The organism is Halorientalis pallida, from assembly GCF_049605515.1.
GTDB classification, from domain to species: domain Archaea; phylum Halobacteriota; class Halobacteria; order Halobacteriales; family Haloarculaceae; genus Halorientalis; species Halorientalis pallida_A.
On record NZ_CP187158.1, the window covers coordinates 265,275 to 277,503 of the forward strand.

Genomic DNA, 12,229 nt, shown 5'->3' on the forward strand with positions numbered 1-12,229 from the left:
AAATCCCGGAGACCGCCCAGCGATTCAGTTGTGACTCGGCGTTGGCACGCCTCGTCGGATGAATCGCTGGACGGAAGGGGCGGGATTTGAACCACGCGAAGCCCATTGCGGGTTGACCGATAGCCGGATTTCTGGCATGTCCAACCATCGGCGCTCTACCACTGAGCCACCCTTCCAAGCGCTAATTGATTGGTTTCCGAGCGGTATGAACCCTACGGTGCCCCCGAAATCGCCCGGTGTTCTCACTCGCCGACCGCGCCATCCAGCTCGTACCCGCGGGCCCGCTCCCTGACCGCCGCCGCGTCGACGCCGACGTGGTCGCCGTCCTCGTACAGCACGTCGCCGTCGACCATCGTGAACGCCACGTCGTCGCCGTGCGCCGAGAACACGAGGTGGGAGTAGACGTCGTGGATCGGAACCGCCCGCATCCGGTCGGTCCGCAGGCCGATCACGTCCGCTCTCCAGCCTTCGCGGAGTCGGCCGACACGTTCGAAGCCGGCGGCTTTCGCCCCGTTTGCCGTCGCCATCGCGAACACCGTCCGGGCGGGCAGAGTCGTCGGATCGAGCGCGTCCACCTTCCCCAGCAGGCTGGCCTGCCGCATCTCGGTGAACGGGTCGAGCGTGTTGTTGCAGGGCGGCCCGTCGTTGCCCAGCGCGACGTTGATGCCGCGGTCGAGGTAGTCCGCGACCGGGGCGACCCCGGAGGCGAGTTTCATGTTCGCCGACGGGCAGTGGGTGACGTGCGTCCCGGTCTCGGCCAGGATCTCCCGCTCGCGCCCGTCGGTCCAGACGCAGTGGGCCAGCACCACGTCCTCGCCGGTCAGCCCCACCTCGTGGAGCCACTCGACGTTTCGCATGCCGGTCTCCCCCTCGATCCGTTCGACCTCGCTCCGGTTCTCGCTGGCGTGGGTGTGGAGCCGGACTCCCTCGTGCGCGTCGGCCAGCTCGCGCGCGCCACGGAGGCAGGCCTCGGTGCAACTGATCGCGAACCGCGGCGTGACGGCGTACTGGATGCGCCCGCCGCAGGTGTCGTGATAGCGCTCGATCAGTCGCTCGCTCTCGGCCAGCGCCCCGTCGGCGGACTCCCGCAGTCCGGCGGGCGCGTCCCGGTCCATCAGCACCTTTCCCATCCGGGCGCGGATGCCCAGGTCGGCGGCCGCCTCGAACGCTCGATCCGCGTGGTGGACCGACAGGTGGTCGATCACCGTCGTCGTGCCGGACTCGATGGCCTCCAGATAGCCGACCTCGGCCGCGAGTTCCATGCCCTCGGTGTCCAGTGTCGCCTCCATCGGGAGAACGTGATCGGTGAGCCACTCCAGGAGGTCGGTGTCGTCGGCGATGCCGCGGCCGAGCGACTGGACGGAGTGGACGTGTCCGCCGACGAGTCCCGGCGCGATGATGTCGTACTCCCGGGACTCGTGGTCTGGATAGCGTTCTCCGAGGTCGCTTGCCGATCCCACCGCCTCGATCCGGTCGCCGTCGACGACGACCGCGCCACCCTCGACGACCGTCTCGGCGTCCACGACGACCGTTCCCGACAGTAACATCTCGCACACACGTTCGGCAGTCCCGGGCAAAAAGCTCCCGACAGACCCAACCGTTCGCCGGCCCACAGTCGACCCATGTGTGGCCGCACCTCCCTGTTCGCGCCGGCGGCTGAACTCCGCGAGCGCTTCGACGCGACTGTCCCCGACGATTACCGGCCGCGGTACAACGTCGCGCCATCCGAACCAGTCGAAGTCGTCACGAACGAGGCCCCCGACCGGATCGACCGATTTCGCTGGGGTTTGCTCCCGGAGTGGGCCGACGCCGACGACGAGGGGTTCATCAACGCCCGGTCGGAGACGGCCGCCGAGAAACCCGCCTTCGAGGCCGCCTGGGAGTCCCGCCCGTGTCTCGTCCTCTCCTCGGGATTCTACGACTGGAAACCCGTCGAGCGCGGCCCGAAACAGCCCTACCGGTTCCACGTCGAGGGGACCGTTGCCTTCGCCATGGCCGGCCTCTGGGAGCGCCGCGAGACCGACGCCGGGACGCTCGATACGGTCACGGTCCTCACGACCGAACCGAACGACGTCGTGGAACCGATCCACCACCGGATGCCCGTGATCCTGCCCCGCGACGAGGAGGAGACCTGGCTGACCGCAGGACCCGACGAGCGCGAGTCGCTGTGCCGGCCGTACCCCGGCGACGACCTCGACGCGTATCCCGTCTCGACGGCCGTCAACGACCCCAGCAACGACTCGCCGTCGATCATCGAACCCGACGAGTCCGAGCAGTCGGGGCTCGGGGAGTTCGCGGATTAGGCGACCCGCCTCCGCCCGAGCGCCAGTCCCGTGACGACCAGCAGCGCCACGAGCGCCGCCGGGATTCCCAACCCCGGACCGGACTCGTCGGTCGTGTTCGTCGGTCGGTTCGCCGTAGTCGTTGCCGTCGGTGACGTGACCGACTCGTCGGCGACCGAACGCCGCTCGGCCAGTGGCTTCCGTTCGTCCCGGGGGATCACGTCGGGTGTTCCGAATTCGGTTTGCTGTGGTGTCACCCCCTGGCCGGTGTCGGCGGTGCGTTCCGTCGCGTCGATCACGACACCGGGAGTTTCCACCTCCAGATCGTCGATCCGCGCGACGAACTCGGTTCCGGGTTCGACCGCCGACAGGTTCAGAAGCGTCGCGAACGCGCCCCCCGTTCCGACTCGCGTCCGGTTCCGGCGCAGGAAGACGCCGCCCGCTCGCGCCTCGACGACGAGTTCGGTTCCCGGTGCAACCGTGGTGGTCCCGGCGAGTCGGGCACGAGGCACCGACGGTACCTGCACGGTCCCGTTCGATCCCGTCTCGAACGTCGCAGTCCGGTCGGTGGCCCGGAAGTCGTCCGCCCGGGCGGCCTCCTCGATGCTGAGTCCGCTCTCGGACTCGATCACGAACACGACGGTGTAGTCTTCGCCGGCTTCGAGTTCGTTCACGTCGCCCTCGTACCGGAGCGCCGACGTGTCCGCGACCACCGTGAGATTGCCAGCGTCCGCGTCTGCGTACACGTCGAAGGCGTCGTTCTCGAAACTCCGGTCGAGATCGAGGTCGGCGTCCACCGTCCCGGGTCGGATCTCGAAGGACGCGTTGTCTGAGTCCAACAGCGAGCGGAACCTGGCCGTCGTCGTCTCGCCTGGCTGGCTCGCCAGCAGCCCGAACACGCCATCGACACCCACCGTCGTGACGAGCGTATCACCGACGGCGATCCGGTCGGTCGGTGTCGACGCGATATCCGCTGGCTCGTCACCGAACGCACTCGCCGGCGCGGTGCCGACGCTCACGGCACGGACCGAGGCGGCCCGGAGCGGGACCGGTGTGACCGCGCGCTCGGTGCCGCCGACGGTCAGATTCGCGTCGTAGACGGTCGGTTCCAGTGGGTCGGAGAGCGGTTCGGTGTAGCGCGTGACGTTGGTGATGCGCCCGCTCTCGGCCGACCACGCGCGACGCTCGGCACCGAGATGCCCGCCGGCGAGATAGGTGTTGACCGAGAGCGTCACCTCGCCGTCCCCGTCGTCGGTGAACGCGACGCCCGTCAGATACGCGACCTCCCTCGATCCCAGGAAGTAGCGGCCCGTCGCTCCGTCGGGGACGTTCACCTCGATTTCGACGGTGTCACCGATGGCCCCGCCGTGGCCGTCGCTCTGGTTCGCCGGCGCTGGGCCGGTGTGAGCCGACGCCTGCGCGGGTGCGGTCAGAGCCGCGAGTCCGACGACCGCGATCAGCAAGACGAACCCCGAGACGGCCGCCTGCTGGGACACTGTACGCCGCGTCTCGCTGTGGGACCCCCACGGTAGCATGCGGTCGGGCTACCGTCGACTCGGCCATTGTTACGCGTCGGATTCCGGCCGGGGACCCGCCGGAAGCCGGTGGCTTACCGGTGGGTCGAGTCGGTCCGCCCCCTACAGTTATCACGATGGACATGTCAACGACACGTATGGTGTGTCGTCTCTGGTATGCCTGACCGAGAGCCCTACGATGTCGACGCCGGTTTGAACAAGAACCTCGGTGCCGTCCTCGAAGTCACACCGGACGAGACCGAGAGCGGAATCGCGGTCGTCGAACACACGCTCGAGCCGGGAAAACTCGCCGCCCCGATGCATCGGCACAGCCACGAAGACGAGATTTCCTACATCGTCGAGGGGACGATGGGCATACAGGAGGGCGATCAGGTGTCGACCGCCGAGGCTGGCGAGTTCGCGGTCAAGGAACGCGGCGTCTGGCACACCTTCTGGAATCCCGGTCCCGGGCCGCTCCGTTTTCTCGAAATCATCGCGCCCGGAGAGTTCGCCGGCTTCTTCGAGGAGACGGCGGCGGTGTTGCCCGAGGACGGCGTTCCGAACGAGGCGGAAGTGGCCCAGCTGGAGGAACTGAACGAGAAGTACGGGCTGGAGATGGACCCCGCGAGCGTGCCGGAACTACTCGAACGGCACGGGCTGGAGGGGTAGCTCCGTCGGGCGGATATGGTTAGATAGGTGTCTGGCATCCGCTCGTTCCCTGCGGTCACTCGCGGGTATCACGCGAGTCGCGCCTTTTTCCCTAAGTTTTTGGACTAGTGAGGGACCTTCGGTCCCTCGTACCATGCGAACGGACGGCTTCGCCGTCCGTGAGCAGAGAGGGGGTGCGCACAGCGCACCCCCTCGTGTAAAAAGTGGGTTCAGTAGGAGCGTTCCTTCGGCTCGTAGGTCTTGTTCTCGCCTTCGAGGACGACGGGCTTGTAGTAGAGTTTGGGGTTGCCGTCGTTCCAGGCGAGCATCGTGTGCTTGATCCACTCGTCGTCTTTGCGTTCCTGGTGCTGTTCGCGCCAGTGGGCACCGCGGAACTCCTCGCGCGCGAGCGCGCCGAGCGTGATGGCCTCGGCCACGTCGATGATGTTGCGCGTCTCGATGGTGTGGATCAGGTCGGTGTTGAACGTGCGCGAGGGGTCACGGACGTACACGTCCTGGTAGCGCTCGCGGGCGACGCGGATGTCCTCCAGCGCCTCCTTCAGGTTGTCCTCGCGGCGGAACACGTTGACGTTCTGGGTCATCGTCTCCTGCACGTCGGCCCGGACCTCGGCGTGGTTGACGCCGTCGTCTTTTTCGAGCAGGTCCTCGACGCGCCGTTCCTCGGCGGTCACGTGGTGGTCGATGACTTCCGACGGTTCCACGAGTGCGCCGTCGGCGGCGATGTCCTCGTCGCCGGCGTCGACGGCACCGGGCGAGACCGGCGTGTCGACGTCTTCCTCCTCGCTCATGGCGGAGGGGCCGGTGTCGATCCGGGCTTCGCCAAGGTCGCGGCCGCCGGCGTGGTAGCCGGCGCGCGCGCCGAAGACGAGCAGTTCCGGCAGGGCGTTGCCGCCCAGGCGGTTCGCGCCGTGCATGCTGACACAGGCACACTCGCCGGCGGCGTAGAGGCCGTTGATACAGGTCTCGCCGTTCTCGTCGACCTCGATGCCGCCCATCGCGTAGTGCTGGCCGGGCTTGACCGGCATCGGTTCTTCGAGGCCGTCGACGCCCTCGAAGTCCTCGGCCAGGTGGAGGATGTTCTCCAGGCGGTCGAGGATGCGCTCCTCGCCCAGGTGGCGCATGTCGAGGTGGACGTACTCGTCGTTGATCCCGCGGCCCTCGTTGACTTCGGTGAGTTCCGCGCGGGCGACCACGTCACGGGAGGCGAGTTCGCCCTCGTTGTTGGCGTAGCCGTACTCGAACATCAGGCGCTCGCCCTCGTCGTTGTAGAGGATGCCACCCTCGCCACGGACACCCTCGGAGATGAGGACCCCCGTGGAGGGGAGCGTGGTCGGGTGGAACTGGATCATCTCCATGTCCTCGACCGGGACGCCGGCCCGATACGCCATCGCGGGGCCGTCGCCGGTGTTGGCCACCGCGTTGGTGGTGTGGTCGAAGGCCTGTCCGAGACCGCCGGTGGCGAGGATCACACCACCGGAAGCCTTGAAGCCGGCAATCTCGCCGGACTTGATGTCGTAGGCGACACAGCCGTGACAGACCCGATCCTCGGGATCGTCGTGATCGGTGACCGCGAGGCGGCTCACGTACCACTCGTCGTACACCTCGATGCCTCGCTTGACCACCTGCTCGTACATCGTGTGGAGCATGTGGTGGCCGGTCTCGGCACCCGCGTAGGTCGTCCGCGGGAAGGAGAGACCGCCGAAGGGGCGCTGGGAGACGCGGCCGTCCTCCTCGCGGGAGAACGGCATCCCCCAGTGTTCGAGGTTGATGACCTCGTCGGGGGCGTTCTTCGCGAAGGTCTCGATGGCCGGCGCGTCGCCGAGGAAGTCCGACCCCTTCATCGTGTCGTAGGCGTGGTCTTCCCAGGAGTCGGCGTCCCGGAGCGCGGCGTTGATGCCGCCTTCCGCCGCGCCCGTGTGGCTCCGGACGGGGTGGAGCTTCGTCACGATGGCCACGTCGGCACCTTCCTCGTGCGCCGCGATGGCAGCGCGCAATCCGGCTCCGCCGCCGCCGATGACCAGAACGTCGTGTTCGTACATAGTTTTTAAATGCGGTTGTGTTCGCTAGGGATTACCAGAACTTCAAGTTGTTCTTCACTGCTTCACGCTTGAGTTCCTGAATGTGCTCGGTGAGCGGGATGTCCTTCGGGCACACCTCGGTACAGGAGAACTGGGTCTGACAGCGCCAGACGCCGTGCTCCTGCTCGATGATGTTGAGCCGCTGTTGCTTGCGGTTCTCCCCCTCGCGCTCGTCCATCGCGAAGCGGTAGGCCTTGTTGATGGCCGCCGGGCCGAGATACTCGTTGTCGCCGGCCGCGATGTTACACGAGGACATGCACGCGCCACACCAGATACAGCGCGTGGACATCTTGATCTTCTCGCGGTTCTCCCGGTCCTGGCGCTGTTCTTCGAGTTCGCCGTCGGGGAGTTCGTCGGCGTCGAAGAACGGCTCGACGGCCTCCATCTGGTCGTAGAAGTGCTGCATGTCCACGACCAGATCCTTGACGACTTCCGCGTGGGGGAGCGGTTCGATGCGGATGGTCGAGTCGAGGTGGTCTTCGAGGTCAGCGATCTGGGTCTTACAGCCCAGGCGCTGGGTCCCGTTGACGAACAGTGCGTCGGAGCCACAGATCGCCTGCCGGCAGGAGTGTCGGAAGGTGAGCGAGGAGTCGTAGTGGTCGCGGGCGTAGATGAGCGCGTCGAGCACCGTCATCCCCTTGAAGAAGGGGACGTGGAAGGTGTCGAAGCGTGGTTCTTCCTTGCCGGCGACCTCGGGGTCGAAGCGGAAGACCTTGATCTCGACGGTCTCCTCGGACTCGTCGACCTCCTCGCGGGCTTCCTCCTCGAGGTCCCGCTGGGCCGCGCGCTGGCGCTTTTGCTCCATCCGGCGGGTCTGGTGGGGCGACTCCGCCGGTTCGGTCTCTGCCTCTGTCTCGGTCTCGGTCTCTTTCTCTTTGACTTCAGTACTCATGCGAGGATCCCTGCCATGTAGAGTGCGGTCCGGATGCCCTGGGCGATCAACACGCCGCTCGCGACGATCAGGACCCACTTGACGGTGGTCTTGCGTGTGCCGGTGAGTCCCTGGTTGACCAGGGCGTTGTAGACGCCGTTGACGCCGTGGAAGGTCGCGGTCACGAGGAACGCGACCATCGTGCCGAAGTAGCCGACCTGTTGCATCCGCGCTTGGGTCCCCAGGAAGGTAACTTCGGCGGCGTGGTTGACGAAGTGCAACAGCATGAAGTGAAAGGCGAGGACGCCGATCAGGAAGACGGCGGTGATCCGCTGGAGGAACCACCGCGTCCCTTTGTACTCGAAGGATGAGTAGTGTTCGGCCATCTTAGAACGCCCCCGCGAGGAAGGTCGGCACGCTCGCGACGACGATGGCCGCCGAGACGACGAGCGATGCGTAGAAACTCTTGTCCTGTGCCTCCAGTCCGACGCCGAGGTCGACGAACAGCAAGCGGACGCCGTTGAGGATGTGGAACACGGCGACCGCGAGCAGGCCGACCTCGAGGACGCGGACGACGGCGAGCGATTCCAGCCCGCGAATCGTCTGCGTGTACATCGTCCCACTCTGGGTCGCAGTGCTCAACACCGCGATGTGTGTAAACAGGTACCCGATCAGCACCCAGCCGGAGAACTTGTGGAAGATCCAGGCCCACATGCCGGCCGAGAACTCCTTCCACCGGCCGAAGTCCTCGATGGTGCCCCGGTCGTACGACTGACTCATAACGTTCGTTGGCAGGTACTGGGGGTGTATAGTAGTTTCTACCTCGCCTCCTGATCCCACTTTTCAGCCCCCGACGGCCCGCTCATGTTCGGTTCCGACTGTCCGGTTCGACGACGTGTTTCCCCCCGTTCGTCCACCCCGATCCGGGGGCGGCTGTGGCTTTCCCACACACCGCATCCGGCCCGCCCGGCCGAAACGCATATTGGTCCCCCTCATCTCCATTAATTGACTGGTACACCATGCGTAGACGAATACTGGCAGTAGTGGCCGTCGCGGGACTGATGACCTTGGCGGGATGTGGCTTCCTCCTCGGAACGGAGTCACTCTCCTTTACCGCCTCGAAAGCGACCGTCTCCGACGCCTCGCTCGAAGACACCGGTTACGAAGAAACCAACGTCACGGACAAGAACGTCACCCGGGAGTTCAGCGCCGCCGGACAGACCCGGGAAGTCGTCGTGACCAACTGGCTCGCCCAGTACGAACGACAGGTCGGGCTGGAACAGTTCGGCGAACAGCGCGCGGCCGTGTTCGTCGCCTTCTCCAGTCCGCAGATCGAGATCGCCGGCCAGACGCTCAACCCGCTCTCGAAGATGTCCGAGAAGGATATCCTCACCCGGTTCAACACCGGCTACGAGGGCATCTCCGTCGGGAACCAGACCGGGAGTCAGAACGTCTCGGCGCTGGGCACCGAGCGCTCGATCAAACAGTTCGAGGGAACCGCGACCCTCGCCGGACAGGAGGTCGACGTCGTCATCCACGCCGGCAAGTTCAAACACGGGAGCGACTACATCGGTGTCGTCGCCATCTACCCCGAGCGGGCCTCTGGCGAGGAGGACAACGTCGTCACCCTCCTGAACGGCCTCACGCACCGGACTGATAGCTGATCGCGCTCGACGCCGCCACGTCTTTCACTCCGCGTTAAGCTGTTCCCGTTCGACCGCCCGGAGCGTGTCGGCGTCGAGTCGGACGAGGTGACAGAGCGGGTTCCCCGGGTACACGAGGGGGTTTTCGAGGACGCCGACGATGACGCCGGTGAACGGCGCACAGACCGTATCGGATTCGGCCTTGAACGGGTTCGTGATGGTGCAGATCCGGTCGCCCTCGTGGACCAGCGCGCCCTGCGTGTGGTGCATCTCGACGACGCCGCCGGCGTTGGCTCGCAACCACGTCTTCTCGTCCTGATCGCCGACGATGGTCCGCCAGCCCGGCCAGCGGACGGCGTCGGTCGGGCGGAGGCCGTACTCGGCGAGGACGCTCACCACGCCGTCGAGCGCGCGGTCGATCAGGTCCCGCTGGAAGCGGTGGGCCTCGCCCATCTCGACGGTGATGGTCGGGACGCCGGCGTCGGTCGCCTCCCGGCGGAGCGACCCGGAGGGGCCGTCACTTGAGATGATGACGTGTGAGGCGAAGGCCTTGGCGAGGCGGGCGACCTGCGGGTCGTCGGTGTCGGCCCGGACGTGGAGCATGTTGGTCCGGCCGCGAGTGGAGGTGTGGAAGTCGATACCGAGGTCGCAGGGTTCGACGAATTCGGAGAAGATCGAGGCCGCCATCCGACGGGCGCTCGTGCTGTCTTCCGCGCCGGGAAAGGAGCGGTTGAGGTCGCGGTCGTAGATCGGGAGGTAGCGCTGCTGGGCCATGAATCCCGGGACGTTCAGGACGGGGAGACAGACGAGCGTGCCCTCGAGACCGTCGTGGTCCCACTCCTGGGCGACCTCGCGGACCACCTCGATCCCGTTGAGTTCGTCGCCGTGGACCGCCGCGCTGAGGTAGACGGTCGGCCCCGGTTTCGACCCGTTGATGATCGTCACCGGGATGCGGATCGGGTCACCGAGATACGTCTCGCTGACCGGAAACCGGATGTCGTCGGTCTCGCCGGGTTCGACCCGACCGCCACTGTACGTGAATACCCCCTCGGCCATGGCAACGTGTGAGGCAGGCAAGTACAAAAACCGTTCACACGGTTCGAGTCCGGAAACTCACTACAGTGGACTGCTCGCCGACCGATCACCACACATACGTTCGGTCGGGTGTACCCTCCACCATGACCGACGCGACGGACCCCACTATCGGTGTTCTCAGCCCCCACACCAGCAAGGAGTCGAAGGCCATCTGTAACGCCGTCACGGCGCTGGGGTACGAGGCCGAGTGGCTCCGCGGCGAGAACACCGCAATCGACGTTCGCGAGGGTCGCGCGACGCTCGAACCGGACGCCGACGTGATCGTCAACCGCCTCCTGCTCTCGAAACAGAAACAGCCGGCCGAGGGCCTCGGACTCGCCGCTACCATCGCCAACCTGCGCCCGATGCTCAACCCGCCGGCACCGACGCTGACCGCGACCTACAAGTTCGCCACAGCCACCGCGCTCGCCGAGGCCGGGGTCCCGGTTCCCGACGCCCTGCTGGCGCTGTCGAACGACCGGCTCGACGCCGACCGCGAGCGCTTCGGCGACACCGCCGTCTACAAGACAGCCATCGGCACCCACGGCGGCGGGGCCTGGAAAGTCGACGCTGGCAACACCGTCAACGCACAGGTCGGCCCGCGGCAGGCGTTCCTCCAGGAGTTTCTCGCCCCGAGCGACGACCGCCACAGCGACCTCCGGGTCTACGTCGTCGACGACGACGTGATCGCCGCGATGTCCCGCACCGCACAGGGCGAGGAGTGGCGGGCCAACGTCGCGCTGGGCGGGGAAACCGCCGACGTGACCGACGACCTCCCCGACCGGGTAGCCGAGATCGCTCGCCGCGCGACCGATGCCGTCGGTCTCGACTACGCCGGCGTCGACGTGATCGAGGGCGAGGACGGCTGGTACGTGCTGGAGGTCAACCCCACCGCCGGGTTCAAGGGGCTGTTCGGTGCGACCGGAATCAGTCCCGCACCCCACATCGCCAAACTCGCTATCGAGCGGGCCGGCGGGGCCGTCGACGACGAGGCGGTCGCGGACCTGGCGACCACGCTGGACGACTCCCGGCCGGACTGCATGCCCGAGGTCGAGGCCCCCGACGCGACCGATCCGGTCGTCATCGGCTACACCGAGGAAGTCGTCGTCCGGGGAACCCGCGGCGCCGAGACCGTCTACGCGAAATCCGACACGGGCGCGACCCGGACCAGTATCGACGCGTCGCTGGCCGCCGACATCGGCACCGGCCCGATCAAGGACATCGTGAAGATCCGGTCGGGCAGCGTCAAAGAGGGGCGTTCGCGGCCCGTGGTCGACCTCGTGGTCGGCGTCGGCGGGAGCCAGCACACCGTCACCGCGAGTGTCGAGGACCGCAGTCACATGGACTATCCACTCCTGCTGGGCCGGGACATCCTCGAACACTACCACGTCGACGTGACCCGACGCGCCGACCGGGCCGCGACCGAGACCGACACCGAGGAGTGAGCCGGTAAGCCGATCCTACCCCTCGACCGCCCCGTCTTTCAGTCCTCGCCGACGACTTCCGCGACGCTCTCGGCGATGTCCTCCTCGATACGCCACAGGTAGAGACTCGCGTAGCTCCGGTACGGTCGCCAGCGGTCGGCCTCCTCGACCATCTCCGCCCGCGTGAGGTCGGCGTCGAAGAGGGTCTCCATCCCCTTGCGGACGCCGAGATCGCCGACGGGGAACACGTCCTCGCGGCCGAGCGAGAAGAGCAACTGCATGTTCGCGGTCCACGTCCCGACGCCGGTCACGTCGGTCAGTTCCGCACGCACTTCGTCGTCGTCCATGCCCGCGAAGAACTCCCGGGACCAGCCCCGCTGTTCGAAGGCCCAGGCGACGTTGTTGACGTAGCGGGTCTTCTGCCGGGAGAGGCCGGCGTCCCGAAGGACCTCGTCGTCGGCCTGTCGAATCCCGGCGGGCGTCACGTCGACGGCGTCGAACAGGCGCTCCCGGGTCGCGGCCGCCGAGGCCATCGACACCTGCTGGCGGAGGATCGACGTGACGAACCGCCGGAAGAAGTCGTCGGCCGGTTCGATGGTCAGGCGGCCGTGGCTCTCGATCAGCGGCCCGAGATACGCGTCGGTCGCCAGCTCGTCGTGTGGACCTGTCACGTC

General features: G+C 66.8%; 12 protein-coding genes and 1 tRNA gene. 4 read left to right on the forward strand and 9 right to left on the reverse strand.

Annotation, left to right across the window (positions count from 1 at the left end; genetic code table 11):
* Window positions 1-71: 71 nt before the first annotated feature.
* Window positions 72-176, reverse strand: a tRNA-OTHER gene (locus ACOZ4N_RS02900).
* Between the two features lie 66 nt (window positions 177-242).
* Window positions 243-1,547 (reverse strand): 5'-deoxyadenosine deaminase, encoded by a 1,305-nt coding sequence (locus ACOZ4N_RS02905; RefSeq protein WP_424018442.1) that lies wholly within the window; start codon window positions 1,545-1,547, stop codon window positions 243-245.
* 75 nt (window positions 1,548-1,622) lie between these two features.
* On the opposite strand from ACOZ4N_RS02905, the gene ACOZ4N_RS02910 reads away from it, so the two are divergent.
* The gene (locus tag ACOZ4N_RS02910) at window positions 1,623-2,303 is read left to right on the forward strand and encodes an SOS response-associated peptidase (RefSeq protein WP_424018443.1); all 681 of its coding nucleotides are present in this window, start codon (window positions 1,623-1,625) and stop codon (window positions 2,301-2,303) included.
* Here ACOZ4N_RS02910 and ACOZ4N_RS02915 read toward each other — a convergent pair.
* Window positions 2,300-3,817, reverse strand: coding sequence for a BGTF surface domain-containing protein (locus tag ACOZ4N_RS02915; protein WP_424018444.1), 1,518 nt, complete (start codon window positions 3,815-3,817; stop codon window positions 2,300-2,302). The genes ACOZ4N_RS02910 and ACOZ4N_RS02915 overlap by 4 nt on opposite strands.
* A 156-nt stretch (window positions 3,818-3,973) precedes the next feature.
* On the opposite strand from ACOZ4N_RS02915, the gene ACOZ4N_RS02920 reads away from it, so the two are divergent.
* Window positions 3,974-4,465 carry a cupin domain-containing protein gene (locus tag ACOZ4N_RS02920; RefSeq protein WP_424018445.1) on the forward strand — a complete coding sequence of 164 codons (492 nt, stop codon included), beginning with the start codon at window positions 3,974-3,976 and terminating at the stop codon, window positions 4,463-4,465.
* A gap of 209 nt (window positions 4,466-4,674) precedes the next feature.
* On the opposite strand, the gene ACOZ4N_RS02925 is transcribed toward ACOZ4N_RS02920, so the two are convergent.
* Genes ACOZ4N_RS02925 through sdhC form a run of 4 tightly spaced genes read right to left on the reverse strand, consistent with a single transcriptional unit; the run spans window position 4,675 to window position 8,194 of the window.
* On the reverse strand, window positions 4,675-6,504 hold the full coding sequence (locus ACOZ4N_RS02925) for an FAD-binding protein (protein WP_424018446.1): 1,830 nt from the start codon (window positions 6,502-6,504) through the stop codon (window positions 4,675-4,677).
* A gap of 31 nt (window positions 6,505-6,535) precedes the next feature.
* Complete coding sequence (locus tag ACOZ4N_RS02930; RefSeq protein ID WP_424018447.1) at window positions 6,536-7,435, reverse strand: succinate dehydrogenase/fumarate reductase iron-sulfur subunit; 900 nt, start codon at window positions 7,433-7,435, stop codon at window positions 6,536-6,538.
* Window positions 7,432-7,800 (reverse strand): succinate dehydrogenase hydrophobic membrane anchor subunit, encoded by a 369-nt coding sequence (locus ACOZ4N_RS02935; protein ID WP_424018448.1) that lies wholly within the window; start codon window positions 7,798-7,800, stop codon window positions 7,432-7,434. The genes ACOZ4N_RS02930 and ACOZ4N_RS02935 overlap by 4 nt, the downstream gene beginning before the upstream one ends.
* Window position 7,801: 1 nt before the next feature.
* Complete coding sequence (sdhC, locus tag ACOZ4N_RS02940) at window positions 7,802-8,194, reverse strand: succinate dehydrogenase, cytochrome b556 subunit (protein ID WP_092660340.1); 393 nt, start codon at window positions 8,192-8,194, stop codon at window positions 7,802-7,804.
* 281 nt (window positions 8,195-8,475) lie between these two features.
* On the opposite strand from sdhC, the gene ACOZ4N_RS02945 reads away from it, so the two are divergent.
* Window positions 8,476-9,078, forward strand: coding sequence for a DUF6517 family protein (locus ACOZ4N_RS02945; RefSeq protein ID WP_424018449.1), 603 nt, complete (start codon window positions 8,476-8,478; stop codon window positions 9,076-9,078).
* Window positions 9,079-9,102: 24 nt separating this feature from the next.
* Here the strand turns inward: ACOZ4N_RS02945 and ACOZ4N_RS02950 are convergent, their stop codons facing one another.
* Window positions 9,103-10,113 (reverse strand): succinylglutamate desuccinylase/aspartoacylase family protein, encoded by a 1,011-nt coding sequence (locus ACOZ4N_RS02950; RefSeq protein ID WP_424018450.1) that lies wholly within the window; start codon window positions 10,111-10,113, stop codon window positions 9,103-9,105.
* 122 nt (window positions 10,114-10,235) lie between these two features.
* Here ACOZ4N_RS02950 and ACOZ4N_RS02955 point away from each other — a divergent pair, with 122 nt between their 5' ends.
* Entirely contained in the window at window positions 10,236-11,576 is a 1,341-nt protein-coding gene (locus ACOZ4N_RS02955; protein ID WP_424018451.1) for a RimK/LysX family protein, read from the forward strand.
* Window positions 11,577-11,614: 38 nt separating this feature from the next.
* Here the strand turns inward: ACOZ4N_RS02955 and ACOZ4N_RS02960 are convergent, their stop codons facing one another.
* Window positions 11,615-12,226, reverse strand: coding sequence for a DNA-3-methyladenine glycosylase family protein (locus ACOZ4N_RS02960; protein ID WP_424018452.1), 612 nt, complete (start codon window positions 12,224-12,226; stop codon window positions 11,615-11,617).
* Window positions 12,227-12,229 lie beyond the last annotated feature (3 nt).